Genomic DNA, 22,756 nt, shown 5'->3' with positions numbered 1-22,756 from the left:
TAATCGCCCTCATCCTTCCCACTCGCTTCGCGAGCGGGCCCCTTCCCTCTCCCATCGGGAGAGGGAGCGCCCGGAGGCTGCAGAAGGGGAGGGTTCCTAAATCCGCTCGCCGGTGAGGCGCTGGCAGACCATGTCGAGCTGGTCGAGCGTCGAATAGCCGAGCGTGAGCGTACCGCCCCTGGCGGCGTGGGCGATGCGGACATGGAGCCCGAGCACGTCGCCCAATTGCCGCTCGAGCGCCTCGATATCGGCGTTGCGCGCGCCCCCCTCCCCGCTCTTGCGCTGGGCACCCGGCTTGGCCTCACGCGCGAGCTTCTCGGTCTCGCGAACCGACAGGCCCTTTTCGGCGACCGTCCGCGCGAGCCGCTCGGCATCGGGCGCCCCGATCAGTGCGCGAGCATGGCCCATCTCGATCGCACCGGAGACCACCATCTCGCGTACCGGCTGCGGAAGATCAAGCAATCGCAATAGGTTAGCGACGTGACTGCGCGATTTGTGAACCAGCCGGGCGAGCGCTTCCTGGGTGTGGCCGAACTCGCCGATCAGCCTGGCATAGGCCTCGGCCTCCTCGATCGCGTTGAGGTCCTCGCGCTGGATATTCTCGACCAGCGCGATTTCCATCGTCTCGGCGTCGGTAAGTTCGCGGACGAGGACGGGGACTTCGTGAAGCCGCGCGCGCTGCGCCGCACGCCAGCGCCGCTCGCCGGCGACGATCTGGTAGCTATGCCCATGGGGACGCACGACGATCGGCTGGATCAGGCCACGCGATGCGATCGATTCGGCGAGATCGTCGAGCGCCGCCTCGTCGAAATGTCGGCGCGGCTGGCCGGGGTGCGGCGCCATCGCGCTGACCGGCAGCATGCGCACGCCCGAACCACCGCCGCGTTCCGACGAGCCCGACACGGGCGCTTCGCCGACGCTGTCGCCGAGCAAGGCGCTGAGACCGCGGCCGAGACCGTGTTTGCGGGGGGCAGGATCGGTCATGCGGCTTTCCTGAGCTTGGGCAGGCGCTCGATCACTTCCCGAGCGAGCGCGATATAGGCTTCCGAGCCGGCGCAGCGATAATCGTAGATCAACGCCGGCATACCGTGGCTGGGCGCCTCCGACAGGCGGACGTTGCGCGGAATCACGGTGTCGAACACGACCTTGCCGAGCACTGCGCGGACATCGTCGGCGACCTGATCGGTCAGCCGGTTGCGGCGATCGTACATGGTCAGCGCGACGCCGAGGATCGACAGCCCGGGATTGAAGCGGCTGCGGATGCGATCGATCGTGCTGAGCAACTGGCTGAGCCCTTCGAGCGCGAAGAACTCGCACTGCAGCGGTACGAGCAACGCATGCGCCGCGACCATCGCATTGATCGTGAGCAATCCGAGCGACGGCGGGCAGTCGATCAGCACCACGTCCCAGCGTCCCGCGGCATGGCGGGCGAGCGCAGCGTCGAGGCGGTGGGTGCGCGCCTCGAACTCGATCAGCTCGATCTCGGCACCCGACAGATCCTGCGTCGCCGGGACGATGTCGAGCCGGGGGACCTTGGTCGCGATCGCCACTTCGTCGACCGTGGCGTTGCCGACGAGCAAATCATAGGTCGAATGCTGGTCGCGCTCGGCACGACCGATCCCGAGTCCGGTCGAGGCGTTGCCTTGCGGATCGAGATCGAGCAACAGCACGCGGCTGCCGGTCGCCGCGAGCGCGGTGCCGACATTGATCGCGGTAGTGGTCTTCCCCACCCCGCCCTTCTGATTGGCGATGGCTATGCAGATCATCTGGGCCGCACCCCTCGAGCTACCACAATGCCCGATTCGGGCTGGGTAATGCTTGGTTCCACGTGGAACATACCCTGCCATGCGTGCTGCGCGGCTTCCACCTCCAATTGGGCATTCATGCCCTTGGGCAGCACCCAGACTGTGGACGAATCTGTGCAATGTATCGTGGATTCGAGAAGCTGCGTCAGCTGGGCGACGGCGCGCGCCGAAATCACTGCGGCACGGTTGGTCGGGCGGTAGCTCTCGATCTTGCTCGGCTGAACCGTGAGCCGGGACGTGAGATTGAGTTCCGCTGCGACGGCTTGCAGAAACGCCACGCGCCGCGCACGGGGCTCGACCAGCACAACCCGGCGATCGAGCAGAATTGCGGCCACGACGCCTGGCAGCCCCGCCCCGCTTCCGACATCGATCCACGCACCGCGCGGCGCGTCCGCCGCCAAGGGGATCAACTGCGCCGAGTCGACAAAGTGCCGCGACCACAGCGTATCGAGGGTCGATGCCGCGATGAGGTTCTGGTGTGCGGCCTCTGCACGGAGCAGTTCCGCATAGCGCCCGAGCAGCGTTTCACGTGAAACACCGAAGCGGTCGCGAATCCAGCCATGTGCCTCGTCCTCGGTCACGCTGCGCACTTGCGGGCGTGGAGCAGTATCGCCGAAAGCGCGGCGGGCGTGATCCCGCGGATGCGCGACGCTGCCCCGAGCGTTTCGGGGCGGGCGGCATGGAGCTTCTCGACCATCTCGTTCGAAAGGCCCGGGATCGAGTGGAAGTCGAGGGCGCCGAGTCGCACATTGTCATTCGCCCGGAGTTGCGCCACCTCGGCGGCCTGCCGCTCCAGATAAGGCGCATAACGCGCATCCTCGACGAACTCGGCGAGCAGCTGCGGATCGACATCGATGGGCTCCGAGACGTGCGCGAGTTCGACTCCGGGAAAGCGCAGCCATTCCTTCGCGGAGCGCCGCGCACCGTCGAGGCCGACCGGCGCGCCGCGCGCATGGACGGCCGATGCCGTGAGCGGCGTGGCGAAATGCTGCTCCAGGTCACTCCGCGCCTCGCCCCGCACCACGTGGCGCGCGCCGCGCTCGGGACCCGACAAACCCAGTTGCGCAGCGATATCGCCGAGCCGGGTCTCGGCATTGTCCGCGCGCAGACGCAGCCGGAACTCGGCACGAGCGGTGAGCATGCGATAGGGTTCGGTAACGCCCTGCAACACGAGATCGTCGACCATCACGCCCAGATAGCTGGTGGCGCGATCGAGGATCAGTGCAGCGAGGCTCCTGGCAAAGGCGGCAGCATTGGCACCCGCCACCAGCCCCTGCCCCGCGGCTTCCTCATAGCCGGTAGTGCCGTTGATCTGCCCGGCACAATAGAGTCCCGGAATATCCGGCAGCGCCAAGGTGGAATCGAGCGCGCGCGGATCGACATAATCATATTCGACCGCATAGCCCGGCGTGACGATGTCCGTCCGCTCGAGTCCGGGGATCGACGCGACCATCGCCCGCTGAATATCGACGGGAAGCGATGTCGACATGCCGTTGGGATAGACGAGATGCGTATCGAGCCCCTCAGGCTCGAGGAAAATCTGATGTCCGTCGCGATCGCCGAATCGATGGATCTTGTCCTCGATCGACGGACAGTAACGTGGGCCCTGCGCATCGATCGCCCCGGTGAACAATGGCGAGCGATCGAGCCCCGCCCGGATCGCCTCGTGCGTGGCAGCCGTGGTGCGGGTCACGCCGCAATGGAGTTGTGGAAGAAGGCGGCGCGCCGTCATCGGCGACATCGTCCACGGCTCTTCGTCCGAAGGTTGTTCGGCCACCCGCGCCCAATCGATCGTCCGTCCATTGAGACGCGGCGGCGTGCCGGTCTTGAGCCGCGCCATCGGCAACGCCAGCGCGCGCAACTGCGCAGCGAGGCGGGTTGCGGCGGCCTCGTCGACGCGCCCGCCCGACTCGCGTTCCTCGCCACGGAAGATTCGTCCGCCGAGGAACGTGCCGGTGGCGAGCACCACCGCTCTGGATTCGAGCAACGTGCCGTCGGCGAGACGGACCCCGGCGATTTCCCCGGCGACGATCTCGAGCGCCTCCGCTTCGCCCTCGACCAAGGTCAGATCAGGCTGCGCACGCAGCATTCCCTGAATCGCTGCCGCGTAGCGCGCACGATCCGCCTGGACCCGCGGGCCCTGCACCGCCGTGCCTTTGCTGCGGTTGAGCATCCGATAATGGATTCCGGCCGCGTCGGCGGCACGGGCGATCAGTCCGTCGAACGCGTCGACTTCCCGGACGAGATGGCCCTTCCCCAATCCGCCGATCGCAGGGTTGCATGACATCGCGCCGAGCCTGGCCAGATCGAAGCTGAGCAACGCGGTCCGCGCGCCGCGTCGTGCGGACGCAGCGGCGGCTTCGGTGCCGGCATGGCCCCCGCCGATGACGATTACATCGAACTGCATCCGCTTCCGCTACCGGGTCGCGCGCCTCGCGTCAAAAGCGTTCCACGTGGAACAATCTATTTGCCGATGCAGAATCGCGAAAACAGCGCATCCAACATCGCTTCGACATCGGCCCGCCCGGTGATCGCGTCGAAAGCACGCCGCGCGCTACGGAGTTCCTCGGCAAGCAATAACAGGTCTTGTTGCAGTGCAGCACGATTCAATGCGGCCGCAGCATTTTCGGCAAGCTGGCATTGGCGGCGGTTGAGGGCGAGCTGGTCGGGCGGCGGCAGCAACGCGGTCGCCAGCGCGCCGAGGTGTACCCAAAGCTGATCGAGCCCCAGGCCGGTAAGGGCCGAGACCGCCAGATCCCGTCCCGAGGGAGCGGGACCGGCGAGGTCGGCGCGCGGGTGAAGCCACAAGGTCGTCGGACGCGGTGGCGGGGAATCGTCGCCGAGCCAGAGCACGATATCCGCCTCCTCCAGCGCGGCGCGCGCGCGGTCGATCCCGATCGCTTCGATCGGGTCGGCGGTCTGCTCGGCCAGTCCCGCCGTATCGATCAGCAGCCAGGCGATGCCATCGCGCACCACGGGTATTTCGATCCGGTCGCGCGTAGTACCGGCGATCGCCGAGACGATCGCCGCCTCGCGCCCGGCCATGGCATTGAGCAAAGTCGACTTGCCGGCATTGGGTGGACCGGCGAGCACGACGCGCAACCCGTCGCGGAGCCGCTCGACCGGCGGCCGCGCGGTGATCCGCGCAATGTCCTCCGCCAGGATAGTCGCCGCAGCACGGATCCCCGCAAGCGAGTCGGCGCCTTCCGTCACATCGTCTTCGTCGGCATGATCGAGCTGCGCCTCGACCTGCGCCGCCAGTTGCAACAGCCGCCGCGTCCAGCCCTCGACCTCGCGGCGAATGCCGCCTTCCGCCGCGCGCACTGCCACGCGGCGCTGGGCCTCCGTCTCGGCCATGAGCAGATCGCCGAGCCCTTCGGCCTCGCTGAGATCAAGTCGGCCGTTGAGCAGCGCGCGGCGGGTGAACTCGCCGGGCTCCGCGGCCCGCAAGCCCTTGATCGCGCCGAGCGCAGCCTCGACCGCACGCACCACTGCGCGACCGCCATGAAGATGAAGCTCGGCGAGATCCTCGCCGCTCGCGCTGCGCGGCCCCGGAAAGAGCAGGATCAGCGCACGATCGAGCAATTCGCCATTCGCCGGATCGTGCAGCGCCCTGAGACCCGCGCGGCGCGGCGCGGGAAGGTCCCCGGCGAGCATACGCGCCGCATCGAAAGCGCGCGGGCCGCTCAGCCGCAGCACTGCGATCGCGGCGGGCGGCGCGCCGCTCGACACCGCGTAAATAGTATCCATCTCAGCCGCTTTTGTTGCCGCTCTCGAACATCGTCCGCCAGAAGCTCATCGCCCCCTCGCCCATCGGTCCCCAATTGCGCATCATGTCGGCGAACCCTTCGGGCGTTCCCTGTTTCTCGATGGCTTCGACCATCATCTGGACATAGCGATCGTGCACCGGCGCGAGATCGGGAAGGCCCATGAAGCGGCGCGCCTCTTCGGGCGTGCAATCGACTTCGACATTGATCTTCATGCCCATCTCCGTTGCGCCGGCCGCGGAGCGGCTGCTAGTCTCCTGCCATGTATGCGCGCGACTACGCCCTGATCGCAACGCCCATCGGCAAGATCCGGGTCGAGGGTGACGATGCGGGGCTGACCGCGATCCGGATCGGCGGCGAAGGCGCAGCATCGCCGGGCAGCAGCGCTGCGGTGCGCACGGCCGGCGAGCAGCTCGCACAATGGTTCGCGCGCGAACGCGAGACCTTTGACCTCACGCTTGCCCCCGCGGGGACGCCGCGCGGCGAAGCGCTGCGCGCGGGGCTGATCGCCATCGGCTATGGCGAGACGCTGAGCTATGGCGCCCTCGCCCGGACGCTCGGATCGAGCCCGCGCGCGATCGGCCAGCTCTGCGCGCGCAATCCCTTCCCGATCGTCGTGCCGTGCCATCGCGTGCTCGGCAGCGGCGGCGCGCTCGGCCATTATTCGGGCGGCGACGGTCCGAAAACCAAAGCATGGCTGCTCGAGCACGAGCGGCCGCAATCGAGAGAAACCCTGTTATGACCATCCATATCGACGCGAGCGACCACAGCGGAAGCTTCAGCGCCTATGTCGCCGAGCCCGAAGGCACGCCGCGCGGCGCGATCGTGGTGATCCAGGAGATTTTCGGCGTGAACCCGGGGATCCGCAAGAAATGCGACGACTGGGCCGCGCAGGGCTATCTCGCGGTGGCCCCCGATCTGTTCTGGCGGCTGCAGCCGGGAGTCGAACTGGATCCGGACGTGCCCGAGCAGTTTCAGAGCGCGCTCGGATTGATGAATCAGTTCGACCAGCAATTGGGAGTCGCCGATCTCGAATCGGCGATCAAGGCGGCGCGTGCGAAGCTGGACGGCGGCAAGGTCGGCGTGGTCGGATACTGTCTCGGCGGACGGCTCGCCTTTCTGTGCGCGACGCGGACCGATTCGGACGCGACGGTGGGCTATTACGGCGTCGGCATCGACAATCTGCTCGGCGAGAAGCACGCGATCGCCAACCCGGTGCTGCTCCACATCGCCGGCGCCGACCATTTCGTCACGCCGGACATCCAGGCGCGGATGCATGCGGGGCTCGACGATCATCCCAAGGTGACGCTGTACGATTATCCCGGCGAGGATCACGGCTTCGCGGCCGAGATGGGGAATCGCCGGTCCGAGGCCGCCGCGCAGCTGGCGGACCAGCGGACGGCGGCGTTCTTCGCCGAGCATCTGGGCTAGCGCCTGATCCCACGGAGCGAGCCGGGACCTCCGGCCCGACAGACGGCTCGCCGCTCAGCTGAACAGGCTGAGGATCCCCGGCGTTTCGTGGCTGCCGACCCAGCCTTCGTAGATCATCCGGAAGGCGACGAAGACGATCACCGCGAGGCCGATATAGGCGATCCAGCGATAGCGATCGATCAGCCGGGCGATGAGATTGGCGGCGAGGCCCATCAGCGCGACCGAAAGCAGCAGCCCGACGACGAGGATGCCCGGATGCTCGCGCGCCGCCCCGGCGACCGCGAGGACATTGTCGAGGCTCATCGACACATCGGCGACGGCGACTGCCCAGGCCGCGCCGGCGAAGCTCTTGGCCGGCTTCAGCCCCGATTCGACTTCATCGGCATGGGCGCCGCCCTCGCGGATCTCGCGCCAGAACTTCCAGCTCACCCAGAGCAATAGCAAACCGCCGGCGAAGATCAGCCCGACGATCCCCATCAGCCAGCTGACCACCAATGCGAAGGCGATGCGCAGGACGAGCGCGGCGCCGATGCCGATCAGGATGACCTTCTTGCGCTGATCGGCGGGAAGTCCCGCGGCGAGCGCGCCGACGACGATGGCATTGTCGCCGGCGAGGATCAGATCGATCATCAGCACCGAGCCGAATGCCGCCAGCCGCGCCGGATCCCCGATATTGGAGAAATCGGCGACGATATGGTGCCAGATTTCGGTGGGCGAGCCGATGCCGGAGGCGGCGGCGCTGAAGATCAGGTCGAGCATGTGCACCTCCTAGCGGCGGTTGGCGGACAGGCAACCAAAACACGTCATCCCGGCCGAAGTGCCGGGATCCACGGTGCCGCATGCGAATGAACTGGAAGCGCCAGCTTGTCGGCCAGCCGCACGGTGGACCCCGGCACAGGGCCGGGGTGACCGATCGAACTTACTGATTCATCGAGTCGAAAAAGTCTTCGTTGGTCTTCGAATCCTTCATCTTGTCGAGCAGGAACTCCATCGCGTCGATCGTGCCCATCTGCATGAGGATGCGGCGCAGCACCCACATCTTGGTGAGCTTGGCCTTGTCGACCAGCAATTCCTCCTTGCGGGTGCCCGACTTGCCGACGTCGAGCGCCGGGAAGATCCGCTTGTCCGCCACCTTGCGGTCGAGGACGATTTCGGAGTTGCCGGTGCCCTTGAACTCTTCGAAGATGACTTCGTCCATGCGGCTGCCGGTGTCGATCAGCGCCGTGGCGATGATCGAGAGCGAGCCACCCTCCTCGATGTTGCGCGCGGCGCCGAAGAAGCGCTTGGGGCGCTGGAGCGCGTTGGCGTCGACGCCGCCGGTCAGCACCTTGCCCGAGCTGGGGACGACGGTGTTGTAGGCGCGGCCGAGACGCGTGATCGAGTCGAGCAGGATCACCACGTCCTTCTTGTGCTCGACGAGGCGCTTGGCCTTTTCGATCACCATTTCGGAGACCTGGACGTGACGCTGCGCCGGCTCGTCGAAGGTCGAGCTGATCACCTCGCCCTTCACGCTGCGCTGCATGTCGGTGACTTCCTCGGGACGCTCGTCGATGAGCAGCACGATCAGGAAGACTTCGGGATGATTGTCGGTGATCGCCTTGGCGATGTTCTGGAGCAGCACGGTCTTGCCGACCCGCGGCGGCGCGACGATCAGCGCGCGCTGGCCCTTGCCCTGCGGCGCGACGATGTCGATCACCCGCGCCGACTTGTCCTTGACCGTCGGGTCGAGGCTGTCGAGGGTCAGCTTGCTCTCGGGATAAAGCGGGGTGAGATTGTCGAAATTGACCCGGTGACGCACCGCGTCGGGATCGTCGAAATTGACCGAGACCAGCCGGGTCAGCGCGAAATAGCGCTCGCCGTCCTTGGGGCCGCGAATCTCGCCTTCGACGGTATCGCCGGTGCGCAGACCGAACTTCCGCACCTGGTTCGGCGAGACATAGATGTCGTCGGGGCCGGCGAGATAATTGGCCTGCGGGCTGCGCAGGAAGCCGAAGCCGTCGGGGAGCACTTCGATCGTGCCCTCGCCCATGATCTGCTCGCCATTCTCGGCCTGGGCCTTGAGGATCGCGAACAGCAGATCCTGCTTGCGCAAGGTCGACGCGCTCTCGACGCCCAGCTCCTCGGCCATGCTGACCAGTTCGGCGGGCGGGGTCTTCTTGAGTTCCTTGAGGTGCATGGGGAGTCCGGGTGCTTGAAAGCTATGGGGAGAGCGTCGGTCGGCGAAATGCGCGCGATGGGCGATGCTGGAAGGAAGGAACCGACGCCCGGAAGGGCGCGCGGCCGACATGCGAATTAGGTGTGGGCCTCGGCCAAGTCAACGGGGATCGCACCGATTCGCACGCAGGAATGTTGCGGGAAGCGCGGGAGCGCCGCAAAATTAGAACGGTTTGACGACCGCCAGCACGACAATCAGGATCACTGCCAGCGCCGGCACCTCGCCGAGCAGCCGCAATCGGCGCGACGCGATGCCGCCTCGTCCCCTGGCGAGCTTTTTCGAATAGCCGACCGCCCAGCCGTGATAGCCGCTCAGCGCAAAGACGAGCAACAGCTTGACATGGAGCCAGCCGAGCCCCGGCTGGCCGTCGACCAGCCCGACATTGAGCGCGAGCGCGATTCCGAGCAGCCAGACGATCCCGATCGAAGGCTCGAGGATCATCCGGCGGAGCAGCGCCTCGCGTTTCTCCCACGCCGCAGCCTCGGGCGTGCCGAGCGCTTCCTGGTGGTGGACGAGATAGCGCGGCAGCAGGAACAGCCCGGCCATCCAGAAGATCACGAAGATGATGTGGAACGCCTTGACCCAGAGATAGGCGTTGCCCAGCCAGCCGGTCATCCTGTCCTCCGCACGCGCGCCAGCAGCCTCTCGACATGCGCGATCGGCGTGTCGGGCAGGATGCCGTGGCCGAGATTGAACACATGTGGGCGTTCGGCGAAAGCGGCGAGGATGTGGTCGACCGCATTGTCGAGCGTCGCCCCGCCCGCGATCAGCGCGAGCGGGTCGAGATTGCCCTGCACCGGCATGCCTGCGGGCAGCGACGCATGCGCCCAGACCGGATCGACGGTCTCGTCCACCCCGATCGCATCGACCCCGGTCTCGCAGGCATAGGCCGGGAGCTTGCCGCCGGCACCCTTGGGGAAACCGATCACCGGCACGCCCGGTGCGCCCGCGTGGAGCGCTGCGACGATGCGGGCGGTGGGCGCGATCACCCATTGCTCGAATTGCGCCGGGCTCAGGCTGCCCGACCAGCTGTCGAACAATTGCACCGCCTCGACTCCCGCCGCGATCTGGCCGAGCAGGTAAGTGATCGTGCAATCGGCGATACGATCGATCAGCGCCTGCATCAGCGCGGGATCGCGATAGGCGAGCCGGCGCGCCTCGGCTTGCTCGCGGCTTCCCTGCCCCGCGATCATATAGGTCGCGACGGTCCACGGACTGCCTGCGAAGCCGAGAAAGCTGGTCTGGGGGGGCAATAGAGCCGCGACCCTGCGCACGGTGCCATAGACCGGTTCGAGGGCTTCAGGCGCGTCCTGGAGCGCTTCCAGCACGTCGCGGGCCTGCACCGTCGGCGCCAGCCGCGGCCCCTCGCCGGTTTCGAACCAGAGATCCTGCCCGAGCGCCATCGGCACGATCAGGATGTCGGAGAACAGGATCGCCCCGTCCATGCCGAACCGGCGGATCGGCTGAAGGGTGATCTCGGCCGCGGCATGGCTGTCCAGCGCCAGCGCGAGAAACCCGCCTTTCTCCTCCCGGAGCGCACGATATTCGGGGAGATACCGCCCGGCCTGGCGCATCAGCCAGATCGGCGGGATCGGCTGTCGCTGGCCTTTGAGAGTGGCGAGGAGAGGTTTGGGGACGGGATCAGCGTGCATCGGTCGTCTCTGCCCGGTCGCTGCCCGCAGTTCCAGTCCGTTCGCTCTGCGGATGCAGACCGTCACCCGACCTTGTGCCGGGGTCCACGGTGCCACAACGGACTTGCTCAGAGCCGCTTGCCCATCCCGCATCCTCTCGGTGGACCCCGGCACAAGGCCGGGTGACGAGGGATCGATCCGACAACCCGGCAGACCCAATAACAATAAGACTTAGAATCTATAGGTTGTTGGAGTCTGTTGGCGCGTGGATGCCGGGAATCGTGGAATCGCCCGCATCTTGCCAACAGATTGACTCCGCCGGGCCCACGCAGCCCCCCGGATTCGGATCGAAACTCCCCGCTTTCCACAGCCTGTGGACCGGAACGCGAGGCTGGGGACGGGGTTGTGGAAGAATGTGCGTCGATTCCGCGGTTTCGGCGCGCTTGGCCGCTGCGCGTGGTTGCGCTAGCGGCTGTTCGGCATGTTCTCCACAGATTCACGCACGGCCTGAATGCGGCTCCATCTCCACCTGCTCTCCGACTCCACCGGCGAGACGCTGGAGAATATCGCCAAGGCGGCGCTGGCGCAGTTCGACGATGTCGAAACGCTGCGGCATTTCTGGCCGATGGTGCGCAGCGAAGCCCATCTCGAACGCATCCTGCAGGAAATCGCGCAAAATCCCGGGTTGGTGATCTTCACGCTCGTCAATACCGACGTCCGCCGCACGCTCGAGAGCCGCTGCCGCGCGATGGGACTTCCGGCGATCGCGCCGCTCGATCCGGTCAGCCATGCCTTGTCGAGCCTGCTCGGTCAGGAAGCCAAGGCCCGCCCCGGGCGGCAGCACACGCTCGACGCCGCCTATTTCGCGCGGGTGGACGCGATCCAGTTCACCATCGCGCATGACGACGGCATCGGTGCCGACGATTGGGAGGAATGCGACATCGTCCTCGCCGGCGTATCGCGCTCGTCCAAGACGCCGACCTCGATCTACCTCGCCAATCGCGGCTACAAGACCGCGAACATCCCGATCGTCGTCGAATCGCCGCCCCCGCCCGAACTCTACAAGCTCAAGCATCCCCTGGTCGTCGGCCTCACCACCAGCGCCGACCGGCTGGTCCAGATCCGCCGCAACCGGCTGTTGTCGCTCAACCAGAGCCCAGAGACCGCTTATGTCGATCAGGACTCGGTCCAGCGCGAGATCGCGTTCGCGCGGCGGATGTTCGCCGACAATGGCTGGCCGGTGATCGACGTCACGAGGCGCTCGATCGAGGAGACTGCGGCGGCGATCATCCAGCTCTGCAACGAGCGCACGCTCCAGGCGAAAGACGCATGAATCTGATCCTCGCCTCGCAAAGCGCCTCGCGCCGGGCGATGCTCGATGCCGCCGGCGTGCCGTACGAAGCCATGGCCGCGCAGGTCGACGAAGCCACCGCCAAGGACTCGCTGATCGCCGGCGGCATTTCCGCGCGCGACCTCTCCGATGCGCTGGCCGAATTGAAGGCGCTCAAGCTCTCGCGAATGGTACCCGGCGCCTTGGTGCTCGGCTGCGATTCGGTGGTCGCGCTCGACGACGGCACCTTGCTCGACAAACCGATCAGCCGGGAGAATGCCGCCGAGCATCTGCGGATGATGTCGGGCCGCCATCACGATCTCTACAGCGCGGCGGTGATCGCCGAGCAGGGCCGCGCGATCTGGCGCCATGTCGATCGCGCCCGGATGCACGTCCGGCGGCTGTCGGAGGCATTCATCGCCGACTATCTGGATCGCGAATGGCCGGCGATCGGCGGGTGCGTCGGCTGCTACCGGATGGAGGGTCCCGGCGTGCAATTGTTCAGCCGCATCGAAGGAAGCCATTTCACGATCCTCGGCATGCCGATGCTGCCCTTGCTCGATTATCTGCGCGTGCGGGGAGTTCTGACGTCATGACGCCTTATGCCGAAGTGATCGGCGATCCGATCGCGCATTCCAAATCGCCGCTGATCCACGGCTTCTGGCTGAACGCGCTCGGCATCCAAGCCGAGTATCGCGCGGCGCACGTCACCCCCGACGCACTTGCCGGCTATTTCGAATCGCGGCGCGCGGACCCCGCCTGGCGCGGCTGCAACATCACCATTCCGCACAAGCAGGCCGCGCTCGACCATGTCGAGGATCGCGGCGATGTGCGCGGCTCGATCGGCGCGATCAACACCGTGGTCCGCGCCGAGGACAATACGCTGATCGGCACCAACACCGATGCCGGCGGATTCTACGCGCCGATCGCGGGGCTCGATCTCGAAGGTCGGCACGCGGTGCTGATCGGCGCGGGCGGCGGCGCGCGGGCGATCCTGTTCGCATTGTCTCGCGTCGGCATCGGCCGGGTCACCATCCTCAACCGCAACGTGCTCAAGGCGGCGGCCCTGCTGTCGAGCTTCGGGATCAAGGGAGATGCCGTGCCGCTGGGCAGTCCGCTGCCGCCCGCGGATCTGCTGGTCAACGCCAGCGCGCTGGGCATGGCCGGGCAAGCGCCGCTCGATGTGGATCTCTCGCCATTGCCCGAAGATGCGGTGGTCTACGATATCGTCTACGCGCCGCTCGAGACGCCCCTGCTCGCACAGGCGCGCGACCGCGACCTCGATACGGTCGACGGGCTCGACATGCTGATCGGCCAGGCCGCACTCGCCTTCGAATTGTTCTTCGGCGCCGAGCCCCCGCGCGACCGCGACGAGGAATTGCGCGCGCTGCTGACGCGATGATCACCGTCGGACTCACCGGATCGATCGGCATGGGCAAATCGACCGTGGCCGAAATGTTCGCCGACGAAGGCGTTCCGGTATTCGACGCCGACGAGACCGTTCACCGGCTGCAGGGTCCCGGCGGCGCGCTGGTCGCGGCGATCGAGGCGGCGTTCCCCGATACTACCGGCGCGGAAGGCGTCGATCGCACGGCATTGCGCGAGGCGGTGTTCGGCGACGAGGCGGCGTTCGCCCGGCTAGAAGCGCTGGTCCATCCCGCGGTGGCCCGCGAGCGCGACGCGTTCCTCGCGGCAAATGCGGAGGCGCCGGTCGTGGTGCTCGACGTGCCTTTGCTGTTCGAGGCCGGCGGCTGGGCGCGGGTCGACAAGGTCGTCGTCGTCTCGGCCCCGCCCGAGGTCCAGCGCGCCCGCGTGCTCGGCCGGCCCGGAATGAGCGTCGAGCGATTCGAGGCGATCCTCGTGCGTCAGCTTCCCGATGCCGAGAAACGCGCCCGTGCCGATTTCGTGATTTCCACCGATGCGCCGCTGGCGGAGACTCGCGCGAAGGTCCGTGCAGTCCTCACTTGCCTGGCGGCCCCGTCGGGTCGATAAGGCGGCATGCGCGAAATCGTGTTCGACACCGAAACGACGGGGCTCAGCTTCGCGGGCGGAGACCGGCTGGTCGAGATCGGCTGCATCGAACTGGTCAATCGCGTGCCCACCGGCAAGCATCTGCACCATTATATCAATCCGCAGCGCGACATGCCGATGGAGGCCGAGCGCGTCCATGGATTGAGCGCGCGCTTCCTGTCGGACAAGCCGTTGTTCCACGACGTGGTCGAGGACATCATCGACTTTCTCGGCGATTGCCCGCTGGTCGCACACAATGCCGGGTTCGACTTCTCCTTTTTGAACGGCGAGCTCGGCCGCTGCGGCCGGCCGGTGATCTGCACCACCCGAATGGTCGACACGCTGGCGATCGCGCGAGTCAAGCATCCCGGCGCCAAGCACACGCTCGACGCTTTGTGCAGCCGCTACGGGATCGATCTCAGCGCGCGGACGCTCCACGGAGCTTTGCTCGACGCGCAACTGCTCGCGCAGGTCTATGTCGAGCTGACCGGCGGACGCCAGATCACGCTCGGCCTCGCCGTCGACGCGCCGGTGATGCGCGAGACGCCGGGCGAGGCAGTGAATCGGGTCCATGTGCGACCTGCACGGCATTTTGCGGCATCGGCTGTGGAACTTGAGCGCCACGCAGCCTTTGTCCAGGGATTGGAGGACCCGCTCTGGGCCTTGGCCGCATCTGGTTGATCCGGATCCGGCCGCCGGGAGCAGAACGGGCGGCCTCATATTGAAGCGGAGGTAAAGTCATGGATATCCGAGTCTCTGGCCATCAGGTCGAAACCGGTGAGGCGCTCAAGACGCTGGTCACCGAACGGCTCCAGGGTATCGCCGACAAATATTTCTCGCGCGCCATTTCCTCGCAGATCACCTTCGGCAAGGGTCCGCACGACAATGGCTTCACCTGCGACATCGTCATGCACGTGATGCAGGGCCTCGTGCTCAAGGCGACCAATAGCGGAATGGAAGCCAATGGCGCGTTCGATGGCGCCGCCGATCGGATCGACAAGCAGCTGCGCCGCTATGTCAGCCGGCTCAAGGATCGCCAGGCCGGGGTGGTCAGCGCGCTCGCCGAGAACGGCGCCTATGACAATGGCTATGATAATGCCGGCTACACCCTGTTCCAGGAATCCGCCGAGGAGGAAGTGCCTGCCGAGGCGCCGCTGATCATCGCCGAGACCCGCGTCGACGTCCCCGAATCGACCGTTTCCGACGCCGTGATGATGCTCGACCTGCGTCACACCAATGCTCTGCTGTTCCGCAACACCGCGACCGGCGTCCACAACATGGTCTATCGCCGCGGCGACGGGACGATCGGATGGGTTGAGCCCAACCGCGCACAGGCCTAGGGAGAGGCCGCCCCCGGGGGGGCCTCGTTTTGGACATGCAATGACCGAACTCAGCGATTTGCTGACGCCCGAGGCGGTGCTCGCCGGCGTGGGCGCCGCAAACAAGAAGATTCTGTTCCAGCAGCTCGGCACCGCCGCGGCGCGCGCTTACGGCGTCGACGCTAAATTGGTGACCGAGCGGCTGGCCGAACGCGAGAAGCTCGGCTCGACCGGCTTTGGCGGCGGGATCGCGATTCCCCATGGCAAGCTCGAGGGCCTGAAGCGCGTCGCCGGCGTGTTCGTCCGGCTCGATCAGCCGGTCGATTTCGCCGCGATCGACGATCTCCCGGTCGATCTCGTCTTCATGCTGCTCTCGCCGGTCGGCGCGGGAGCCGAGCATCTCAAGGCGCTCGCCTGCGTGTCGCGGAAGCTGCGCGACCGCAATTTCGCGGCCAAGCTGCGCGGTGCGGGATCGCCCGATGCATTGTTCGCTCTGCTCGCCGGCGTGGAGACGCGTGACGCCGCCTGAGTCCCGCCCTGAGCCTCGGGGTGCGGAGGCGCATTTCCGTGCGCTCGAGTCGCTCTACGCAGCCGCGCCGATCAATCGGCTGTTCGAATCCGCCCTCGAGATCAGCGAGGGTGGAGTCGCGCGAATCCATTTCCAGATCGATCCGCGCTATTTCCACGCCGCCGGGGCGGCGCACGGCACGAGCTATTTCAAGATGCTCGACGATGCCGCTTTCTATGCCGCCAACAGCCTCGTCACCGATCGTTTCCTGCTGACCACGGCGTTCAACCTGCTGTTCACCAGGCCGCTCGGCGTGGGGCCGGTGACCGCGGAGGGACGCTGGGTGAGCGGACAACGCCGGGTGTTCGTCGCCGAGTCGCGGCTGATCGATGCGAGCGGCGAGGAAGTTGCCCGCGGGACGGGGACCTTCATGCGCTCGCGGATCCCGCTCGCCTCGCTTCCCGGCTATCGGTCGGCCTGATGGCGCGGCTGACCAGCGCGATGCTGGTGAGCGCGCTGGTCCGCCGTGCGGATCAGCAGGGCGGCTCGGCGATGGTGCTCGCCAAAGGGGACCGGAATGCCGGGGGGATCCTGCTGGTGGCGTATCAGAAAGGCACGAATCCACGCTTCTTCGAGCCTGGGCTGGGTCCGCAGGGACTTCCGGCGCTCATCCCGGCAGGGCCACAAGATATTGCGGACGAGGTGGCAGTCAGCGACTATTGGCAGCGGCGGCGCGGCTTCGATCCCGATCTCTGGGTGGTCGAACTGGATATCGCAGACGCCGAACGCTTCGCCGCTGAAACGATGAACCTTGGTTGACTTTGCGCGTGCGCGCGGGCCAAGGCCGACATTCGTTCAATAGCGTTGTGCCGGTCGGGGTGTGAAGCCGGGCGGTTACGCAGTCGGGGGGAAGTCCGGCAGTCCCATATGTATCGGGGGCTGGCCGCGCACCACCGCACAGTAATGAAGCATAATGAAGTTCATGCCACGCGCCGCGACTTTCGCGGCTGTGACTTTTTGCGCTGGCGCACTTGCGAATGCAGCCACGCTCGACGCCGGACTGGCGGGCCAGGAGGCTCCGGTTCAGGCAGTCAACATCCAGGAACACCATGTTGTTCCCGCGCCGATGATTGCGGCGCAGCCTGTCCTGAAGCAGGAAGGCGAGATCGTGCAGCCCCTTCCCGAGGCGGCACTCCAGGAAGATCAGGATTTCGCGTCCCTTTCCGCCGCGGTCGCCGCGCATGAGGGCGGCGCCGGAGTCGATTCCGAGCTCAATTGCCTCGCGGTCGGGGTTTACTACGAAGCGAAGAGCGAGCCGCTCGCCGGCCAGCTCGCCGTTGCCGACGTGATCATCAATCGCACCCGGTCGGGCCGGTTCCCCAAGTCGATCTGCTCGGTGATCACCCAGCGCGGCCAGTTCTCGTTCGTGCGCGGCGGCAAGCTGCCGACCCCGCCGGCGAATGCCCAGTGGCGCAAGGCGCTCGCCGTGGCCCAGGTCGCGCAAAAGGATTTGTGGGACAGCCCCGCCGAGAACGCGCTCTATTTCCACGCCCGCTATGTGAAGCCGAGCTGGAACCGCGCGCGTGTCGCCACCGTCGGCAACCACGTCTTCTATCGCTGATGCCGCGCCGGGAAGCCCGTGGGGGCTTCCCCGTGTTCGCCGAATGTTCTAACAGCCGGGGATGACCTCCCCGGCTGTTCTGTCATCCGATGCACCGCTCGTCGCGAGCGAGGTCGCCCGCGGGGTGACCCGGATGCTGCTCCGTCACGATATCGCGACGATTGCCGAAGTGCCGCTCGACGGCGGCCGTCGCGCCGATCTGATGGCGCTCGATGCGCGCGGCAACATCGTGATCGTCGAGATCAAGGTATCGCGCGCCGATTTGCTCGGCGACGCCAAATGGACCGACTATCTCGTGCATTGCGACCGCTTCTTCTGGGCGGTGCCGCAGGGATTCGACTTGCGGCCGTTCGAGCAAGAGGGATTCCTGCCGGCGCGCGCGGGCCTGATCGTCGCCGATCGCTACGATGCGGCGGTGGTGCGCGAGGCGGCGACGGTGCCGCTCGCCAGCGCGACCCGCAAGAAATGCACCTTGGCTTTCGCCCGGCGCGCGGCGCGGCGCGTCACGCATCTGCTCGACCCCGAGGCCGAGCAGATATTCTGAGGCTCTAGTTCGCGCCGGGGCCCGTCGCGCCGGTCTTTGCGCCCGCTTTGGGCGCTTCGGCGAGCAATTTGGCGATCGCCGGGTAGCGGGTATTCTCGCGGGCATAGTCGCGCGCCGATTTGCCGCTGCCGTAATCGGCGCGGTCCGGATTCGCCTTGGCGTCGAGCAGCTGACGGACGATATCGGCATTGTGCATCTGCACCGCGCGGATCAGCGGAGTCTCGCCGCCGGCATTGGCCAGGTTCACATTGGCGCGATATTTGATCAGGATGCCGACCCCCTCGCTCCAGTTCTGCTCGACGGCGACGATCAACGCGGTGTTGCCGCGCGCGTCCTGCAGGTTCGGATTGACGTCGTCGGCCTGGAGCAGCACGCGCAGGTAAAGCGCGTCCGACCGCTTCGCGACGATGTGCAATGCGCCCTCGCCGCTGCCGCGCTCCCTGGTGTTGACGATGCGCAGCGAACGGTCGAGCATGAATTTGTTGACCTTGGCGCCATCCGAATCGCGGATCGCCTTGAGGAACTCATAGCCGTCCGAAAACTGCTGCGCGGCGGCGGGCAATGCGGTGAGCGCCAATGCGGCGGCGGCGGCTACGCGGAACACACGAAAACCCATGATGCGACTGAACCTCTAGCTGAACCCCGTTCTTGCAAGCACGGGCCTAACAGATCATGGCTGGGCGCGCCATGTACAGGATGTTTCCAGCCCTCGCGCTGCTCGCCGCGGTCCCGCTCGCCGGTTGCGGCGCCGGCCAGCCCGAGGCGCCGCCGCTCGCCGGCGCGCGGATCGGCGGTCCGTTCGCGCTCGTCGATCAGGACGGCAAAACCGTGCGCGATAGCGATTTCGCCGGGCGCTACCGCATCGTCTATTTCGGCTACACCTATTGCCCCGATGTCTGCCCGACCGACATGGCCAAGATCGGCCAGGCGATGAAGCTGCTCGACAAACGGGCGCCGCGCGTCGCGCAGAAGGTCGTGCCGATCTTCATCACGGTCGATCCCGAGCGCGACACGCCGGCGGTGGTCAAGCAGTTCGTGGCGAACTTCCACCCGCGCATCGTCGGGCTCACCGGCAGCCCGCAGGCGATCGCGGCGGCCGCGAAGAGCTATGCGGTCTATTTCAAGAAGCAGCCGCCCGGCCCCGGCGGCGGCTATATGGTCGATCATCTCGCGGTCGCCTTCCTGATGGGGCCGAACGGCGAGCCGATCGCCTCGCTGCCGATCGACAAGGACGGCGCGGCGATCGCCGAGCAAGTCCAGCATTGGGTCCGATGAGCGGCCGGTTCTGGGAAGATACGCCGCTCGCGCAGCTCGATCGGGCGCAATGGGAAGCCTTGTGCGACGGCTGCGGCAAATGCTGCGTCCACAAGCTCGAGGACGAAGAGACCGGCGAGCTCCACGCGACCAACGTCGCCTGCCGGCTGCTCGATCGGCGGATGGGGCGGTGCAGCGACTATCGCCACCGCCACGCCTATGTCAGCGAATGCGTCCGGCTCAACATGCGCAATGTCGCGGAAATCGAATGGCTGCCCTCGACCTGCGCCTATCGGCTGCGCGCGGCGGGCGAGCAGCTTCCGGACTGGCACTATCTGGTGAGCGGCGACCCCGAGTCTGTCCATGCGGCGGGCCAGTCGACTCGCGGCTGGACGATCTCCGAAGACGATGCCGGCGATTTCGAATTCCATCTCGTGGATCGGGAGCTGTGACCGCGGGGATCCACGTCGTCCGCCACGCCCGCGCCAGGCGGATGCGCCTCGCCGTCGATCCCCGCGACGGCAAGGTGCGGCTGACGCTGCCGCCGCGCGCCTCGCTCAAGAAGGCGCTCGCCTGGGCCGAGGAGCAGAGCGGCTGGATTGCCTCCCAGCAGGCGCGGCTCCCCGGCAGCTTGCCTCTGGCCCCCGGCGCCTGTTTTCCCCTCGCCGGACGCGATATCGCGATCGACCATCAGCCGGCCGCGCCGCGCGTGCCGCGGCTCGAGAGCGAAAGACTGGTCTGCGGCGGCCCGCGCGAAGGGCTCGAACGGCGCGTCGAGCGCTGGCTGCGCGGCGAGGCGCTACGCGTGCTGAGCGCGGAAACCGCCGAATATGCCGTGCGCGCCGGCGTGATCGTGACGCGCGTGTCGATCGGCGATCCGCGTGGCCGCTGGGGCAGCTGCGCCGCGTCGGGGGCGATCCGCTACAGCTGGCGGCTGATCCTCGCGCCCGAGCATGTCCGGCGCGCCACGGTCGCCCACGAAGTCGCGCATCGCATCCACATGAACCACTCGCCCGCCTTCCACCGGCTGGTCGAAACCTTGTTCGAAGCCGATCCGGCCCCGGCACGGCAATGGTTGCGACGCAATGGCGCGGCGCTGCATTGGGTGGGGCGGCCGGCGCCACCGTCTGAAGCCGGGGCGGATAGACCCTAGAAGCCGTCCGGATCCTCGCGTGGCGCCGGGCGATCCTGCTGCGGCGGGCGTTGCGTGTCGCGGGGCGGCGGCGCGCGCTGCGGCTGCGGCACGCGGCCAGTCTCGGGTTGCGGCGCCGGCGGCCGGTTGCCGGTCATCCGGTCGATCCAGTCCTGATCGAGCTGCTCGTCGCCTTGCGCTTGCGGATCCTCGCTGCCGTCGCTGCGCGGCTGCTGATCCTGCGGCAGCGGATTGCCGTCGGCATCGACGAACATGCCGTTGTCGGGCGCGGTGTAATAGGCATTGTCCTCGGGCTCGAGCTGCCATTCGGGCAGGGTGACCTGGGTCTCGAACTGCTCGACCGGGCGATTGGCCACGGCCTTGCTCATGAATGCCGAGAAGGCGCGCGCCGGCGCGGTGCCGCCCTGCAACCCGGGGACGACCTTGGCGTCGTCGCGCCCCATCCACACGCCGGTGGTCAGTCCGCTCGAAAAGCCGATGAACCAGCCATCCTTGTTCGAGGTGGTGGTGCCGGTCTTGCCGGCGACCGGCCGGCCGATCTGCGCGGCGCGGCCGCTCCCTGCCGCCACCGCGGTCTGAAGCAGGTCGGTCATCTGCGCGGCGACATAGGGCGCGACCAGTACATGGCTGGTATCGACTTCGTGCTGGTAGATCACATTGCCATTCGCCGTGACGCGGGTGATGCCATAAGGCGTGACCGCCACGCCCTTCTGCCCCACCGAGGCGAAGGCGCGGGTCATGTCGATCAGCCGAACGTTCGAGGTGCCGAGCACCATCGCCGGCTGGGTGTTGATCGGGGTGGTGATGCCGAAGCGCCGCGCCATGTCGGCGACGGTGCCGAAGCCGACTTCCTGGCCGAGCTTGGCCGCGATCGTATTGAGCGAATAGGCGAAGGCAGTGCGCAGCGTGACCTGGCCCGAGTTGCGGCCCGAGTTGTTGCGCGGGCTCCAGCCGTTGATCGTCACCGGCTCGTCGACGACGACGTCGTCGAGCTTGTGCCCCGCCTCGAGCGCCGACAGATAGACGAACAATTTGAATGCCGATCCCGGCTGGCGGACGGCCTGCGTCGCGCGGTTGTAGATCGAGGCGACGTAATCCTTGCCGCCGACCATCGCGCGCACCGCGCCGTCGCGATCGAGGCTGACCAGCGCGCCCTGGGCGTTGCCGGGCGCATTCTTGCGGATCGCCTCGTCGGCGGCGCGCTGCATGCCGAGATCGAGCGTGGTCCACACTTCGAGCGGCGCCTCGGTCTCGTCGATCAGGGTCTCGAGCTGGGGAAGCGCCCAATCGGTGAAATACCGCACGCTGTTCTGTCGCGGCTCGGGGGCGAGCTTGACGGTGCGCGGATCGGTGGCCGCGGCGGTCGCTTCGCTGATCTTGCCGGTCTCGGCCATCACGTCGAGCACGACGCTGGCGCGGCTCACCGCTGCTTCGGCGTCGGCGGTCGGCGAATAATGCGACGGCGCCTTGACGAGGCCCGCGATCACCGCGGCTTCGGCGAGGCTGAGATTGCTCGCCGGATGCCCGAAGAATTTCCGGCTGGCGGCGTCGATGCCATAGGCGCCGCCGCCGAAATAGACCTTGTTGAGATAGAGCTCGAGGATCTGGTCCTTCGAGAATTTGCGCTCCATCGCCAGCGCGAGCACCGCCTCGCGCATCTTCCGGCCGAAATCATATTTGTTCGACAGGAAGATCGTGCGCGCGACCTGCTGGGTGATCGTCGAAGCGCCCTGCAGCCGGCGTCCGGTGCCGCGATTGGCGATGCCGGTGCGCACCGCGCGGACCAGCCCGAGCGGGTCGACGCCCCAATGGCTCTCGAAGCGGCGATCCTCGACCGCGACGATCGCATCCTTCATGACCTGCGGGATCTGATCGTATTTGATCCACTCGCCATAGCTTGGCCCGAGCGACACAAGGACGGTGCCGTCGGCGGCGTGGACGCGGACCATCTGGCCGTTGGGCGAGGATTTGAGCTCGTCATAGCTCGGCAGCGACGAGCGGGTCGAATAGACTGCGATCAGCAGCGCCACCATTGCGATCAGCCCGGCGCTGACGCCGGCGATCAGGGTCCATAATCCGATCCGCTTCCAGGCCGAGCCGGAGCGCCACCAGGATTTGCGGGCGGAATTTTGCGGTTTTCTGGAAGCCATCGGAAGCGGTGGTTAAGC

General features: G+C 67.0%; 28 protein-coding genes. 16 read left to right on the top strand and 12 right to left on the bottom strand.

All coding sequences use genetic code 11. The features are described 5' to 3' along the window. Window positions 1-96 precede the first annotated feature (96 nt). From Q9Q95_RS16355 to Q9Q95_RS16330, 6 genes are read right to left on the bottom strand one after another with little or no spacing between them, the layout of a single operon-like run. A complete protein-coding gene (locus Q9Q95_RS16355) occupies window positions 97-984 on the bottom strand; it encodes a ParB/RepB/Spo0J family partition protein (RefSeq protein WP_306098209.1) in 888 nt (295 codons plus the stop codon). Beyond that, on the bottom strand, window positions 981-1,766 hold the full coding sequence (locus Q9Q95_RS16350) for a ParA family protein (protein ID WP_306098208.1): 786 nt from the start codon (window positions 1,764-1,766) through the stop codon (window positions 981-983). The genes Q9Q95_RS16355 and Q9Q95_RS16350 overlap by 4 nt, the downstream gene beginning before the upstream one ends. Next, entirely contained in the window at window positions 1,763-2,386 is a 624-nt protein-coding gene (gene rsmG / locus Q9Q95_RS16345; RefSeq protein WP_306098207.1) for a 16S rRNA (guanine(527)-N(7))-methyltransferase RsmG, read from the bottom strand. Before rsmG ends, Q9Q95_RS16350 begins: the two co-directional genes overlap by 4 nt. Next, the gene (mnmG, locus tag Q9Q95_RS16340) at window positions 2,383-4,212 is read right to left on the bottom strand and encodes a tRNA uridine-5-carboxymethylaminomethyl(34) synthesis enzyme MnmG (RefSeq protein WP_306098206.1); all 1,830 of its coding nucleotides are present in this window, start codon (window positions 4,210-4,212) and stop codon (window positions 2,383-2,385) included. Before mnmG ends, rsmG begins: the two co-directional genes overlap by 4 nt. A 56-nt stretch (window positions 4,213-4,268) precedes the next feature. Beyond that, window positions 4,269-5,555, bottom strand: a complete 1,287-nt coding sequence (gene mnmE / locus Q9Q95_RS16335) for a tRNA uridine-5-carboxymethylaminomethyl(34) synthesis GTPase MnmE (protein ID WP_306098205.1) — start codon at window positions 5,553-5,555, stop codon at window positions 4,269-4,271. Between the two features lies 1 nt (window position 5,556). Next, window positions 5,557-5,787: a DUF6489 family protein gene (locus Q9Q95_RS16330; protein WP_306098204.1), complete on the bottom strand. Its 231-nt coding sequence runs from the start codon at window positions 5,785-5,787 to the stop codon at window positions 5,557-5,559. 47 nt (window positions 5,788-5,834) lie between these two features. Between Q9Q95_RS16330 and Q9Q95_RS16325 the strand changes: the two genes are divergently transcribed. Both Q9Q95_RS16325 and Q9Q95_RS16320 read left to right on the top strand, forming a co-directional pair. Further along, on the top strand, window positions 5,835-6,314 hold the full coding sequence (locus tag Q9Q95_RS16325; protein WP_306098203.1) for a methylated-DNA--[protein]-cysteine S-methyltransferase: 480 nt from the start codon (window positions 5,835-5,837) through the stop codon (window positions 6,312-6,314). Beyond that, a complete protein-coding gene (locus tag Q9Q95_RS16320) occupies window positions 6,311-7,003 on the top strand; it encodes a dienelactone hydrolase family protein (protein ID WP_306098202.1) in 693 nt (230 codons plus the stop codon). The genes Q9Q95_RS16325 and Q9Q95_RS16320 overlap by 4 nt, the downstream gene beginning before the upstream one ends. Window positions 7,004-7,057: 54 nt before the next feature. Here Q9Q95_RS16320 and Q9Q95_RS16315 read toward each other — a convergent pair whose 3' ends face one another. The 4 genes from Q9Q95_RS16315 to hemE all read right to left on the bottom strand — a co-directional run bounded on the left by Q9Q95_RS16315 (window position 7,058) and on the right by hemE (window position 10,870). After that, on the bottom strand, window positions 7,058-7,762 hold the full coding sequence (locus Q9Q95_RS16315; protein ID WP_306098201.1) for a TerC family protein: 705 nt from the start codon (window positions 7,760-7,762) through the stop codon (window positions 7,058-7,060). A gap of 160 nt (window positions 7,763-7,922) precedes the next feature. Beyond that, on the bottom strand, window positions 7,923-9,179 hold the full coding sequence (gene rho, locus Q9Q95_RS16310; protein WP_306098200.1) for a transcription termination factor Rho: 1,257 nt from the start codon (window positions 9,177-9,179) through the stop codon (window positions 7,923-7,925). 201 nt (window positions 9,180-9,380) lie between these two features. Further along, the gene (locus Q9Q95_RS16305; protein WP_306098199.1) at window positions 9,381-9,833 is read right to left on the bottom strand and encodes a CopD family protein; all 453 of its coding nucleotides are present in this window, start codon (window positions 9,831-9,833) and stop codon (window positions 9,381-9,383) included. After that, window positions 9,830-10,870: a uroporphyrinogen decarboxylase gene (hemE, locus tag Q9Q95_RS16300; RefSeq protein WP_306098198.1), complete on the bottom strand. Its 1,041-nt coding sequence runs from the start codon at window positions 10,868-10,870 to the stop codon at window positions 9,830-9,832. The genes Q9Q95_RS16305 and hemE overlap by 4 nt, the downstream gene beginning before the upstream one ends. 490 nt (window positions 10,871-11,360) lie before the next feature. Between hemE and Q9Q95_RS16295 the strand changes: the two genes are divergently transcribed. From Q9Q95_RS16295 to Q9Q95_RS16245, 11 genes are all read left to right on the top strand, one after another. Next, complete coding sequence (locus Q9Q95_RS16295) at window positions 11,361-12,182, top strand: pyruvate, water dikinase regulatory protein (RefSeq protein ID WP_306098197.1); 822 nt, start codon at window positions 11,361-11,363, stop codon at window positions 12,180-12,182. Next, window positions 12,179-12,775: a nucleoside triphosphate pyrophosphatase gene (locus tag Q9Q95_RS16290; protein WP_306098196.1), complete on the top strand. Its 597-nt coding sequence runs from the start codon at window positions 12,179-12,181 to the stop codon at window positions 12,773-12,775. The genes Q9Q95_RS16295 and Q9Q95_RS16290 overlap by 4 nt, the downstream gene beginning before the upstream one ends. Next, window positions 12,772-13,581: a shikimate dehydrogenase gene (aroE, locus tag Q9Q95_RS16285; protein ID WP_306098195.1), complete on the top strand. Its 810-nt coding sequence runs from the start codon at window positions 12,772-12,774 to the stop codon at window positions 13,579-13,581. Before Q9Q95_RS16290 ends, aroE begins: the two co-directional genes overlap by 4 nt. Beyond that, on the top strand, window positions 13,578-14,171 hold the full coding sequence (gene coaE / locus Q9Q95_RS16280) for a dephospho-CoA kinase (protein ID WP_306098194.1): 594 nt from the start codon (window positions 13,578-13,580) through the stop codon (window positions 14,169-14,171). The genes aroE and coaE overlap by 4 nt, the downstream gene beginning before the upstream one ends. A gap of 6 nt (window positions 14,172-14,177) precedes the next feature. Beyond that, window positions 14,178-14,870, top strand: coding sequence for a DNA polymerase III subunit epsilon (gene dnaQ / locus Q9Q95_RS16275; protein WP_306098193.1), 693 nt, complete (start codon window positions 14,178-14,180; stop codon window positions 14,868-14,870). 59 nt (window positions 14,871-14,929) lie between these two features. Further along, window positions 14,930-15,529 (top strand): ribosome hibernation-promoting factor, HPF/YfiA family, encoded by a 600-nt coding sequence (gene hpf / locus Q9Q95_RS16270; protein WP_306098192.1) that lies wholly within the window; start codon window positions 14,930-14,932, stop codon window positions 15,527-15,529. Window positions 15,530-15,569: 40 nt separating this feature from the next. Continuing rightward, a complete protein-coding gene (ptsN, locus tag Q9Q95_RS16265) occupies window positions 15,570-16,037 on the top strand; it encodes a PTS IIA-like nitrogen regulatory protein PtsN (RefSeq protein WP_306098191.1) in 468 nt (155 codons plus the stop codon). Next, window positions 16,024-16,497 (top strand): PaaI family thioesterase, encoded by a 474-nt coding sequence (locus tag Q9Q95_RS16260; protein ID WP_306098190.1) that lies wholly within the window; start codon window positions 16,024-16,026, stop codon window positions 16,495-16,497. Before ptsN ends, Q9Q95_RS16260 begins: the two co-directional genes overlap by 14 nt. Beyond that, complete coding sequence (locus Q9Q95_RS16255; protein ID WP_371876794.1) at window positions 16,497-16,835, top strand: DUF1491 family protein; 339 nt, start codon at window positions 16,497-16,499, stop codon at window positions 16,833-16,835. The genes Q9Q95_RS16260 and Q9Q95_RS16255 overlap by 1 nt, the downstream gene beginning before the upstream one ends. 154 nt (window positions 16,836-16,989) lie before the next feature. Next, complete coding sequence (locus tag Q9Q95_RS16250; RefSeq protein WP_306098189.1) at window positions 16,990-17,637, top strand: cell wall hydrolase; 648 nt, start codon at window positions 16,990-16,992, stop codon at window positions 17,635-17,637. Window positions 17,638-17,698: 61 nt separating this feature from the next. Beyond that, window positions 17,699-18,181 carry an MmcB family DNA repair protein gene (locus Q9Q95_RS16245; RefSeq protein ID WP_306098188.1) on the top strand — a complete coding sequence of 161 codons (483 nt, stop codon included), beginning with the start codon at window positions 17,699-17,701 and terminating at the stop codon, window positions 18,179-18,181. 4 nt (window positions 18,182-18,185) lie between these two features. Here the strand turns inward: Q9Q95_RS16245 and Q9Q95_RS16240 are convergent, their stop codons facing one another. After that, a complete protein-coding gene (locus Q9Q95_RS16240; protein WP_306098187.1) occupies window positions 18,186-18,785 on the bottom strand; it encodes an ankyrin repeat domain-containing protein in 600 nt (199 codons plus the stop codon). An 83-nt stretch (window positions 18,786-18,868) separates the two neighbouring features. Between Q9Q95_RS16240 and Q9Q95_RS16235 the strand changes: the two genes are divergently transcribed. The 3 genes from Q9Q95_RS16235 to Q9Q95_RS16225 are packed head-to-tail and all read left to right on the top strand — an operon-like array spanning window position 18,869 to window position 20,588. Beyond that, complete coding sequence (locus Q9Q95_RS16235) at window positions 18,869-19,456, top strand: SCO family protein (protein WP_306098186.1); 588 nt, start codon at window positions 18,869-18,871, stop codon at window positions 19,454-19,456. Then, on the top strand, window positions 19,453-19,887 hold the full coding sequence (locus tag Q9Q95_RS16230; protein WP_306098185.1) for a YcgN family cysteine cluster protein: 435 nt from the start codon (window positions 19,453-19,455) through the stop codon (window positions 19,885-19,887). The genes Q9Q95_RS16235 and Q9Q95_RS16230 overlap by 4 nt, the downstream gene beginning before the upstream one ends. Beyond that, window positions 19,884-20,588 carry a M48 family metallopeptidase gene (locus Q9Q95_RS16225; RefSeq protein ID WP_306098184.1) on the top strand — a complete coding sequence of 235 codons (705 nt, stop codon included), beginning with the start codon at window positions 19,884-19,886 and terminating at the stop codon, window positions 20,586-20,588. The genes Q9Q95_RS16230 and Q9Q95_RS16225 overlap by 4 nt, the downstream gene beginning before the upstream one ends. Here Q9Q95_RS16225 and Q9Q95_RS16220 read toward each other — a convergent pair. Further along, a complete protein-coding gene (locus Q9Q95_RS16220) occupies window positions 20,585-22,738 on the bottom strand; it encodes a transglycosylase domain-containing protein (protein WP_371876793.1) in 2,154 nt (717 codons plus the stop codon). The two genes, Q9Q95_RS16225 and Q9Q95_RS16220, sit on opposite strands and share 4 nt — an antisense overlap. Window positions 22,739-22,756: the final 18 nt, after the last annotated feature.

The organism is Sphingomonas sp. DG1-23 (assembly GCF_030730875.1).
GTDB lineage: Bacteria > Pseudomonadota > Alphaproteobacteria > Sphingomonadales > Sphingomonadaceae > Sphingomonas.
The sequence above is the reverse complement of the archived record's forward strand: the minus strand, read 5'-3'. Positions and strand labels throughout refer to the sequence as shown.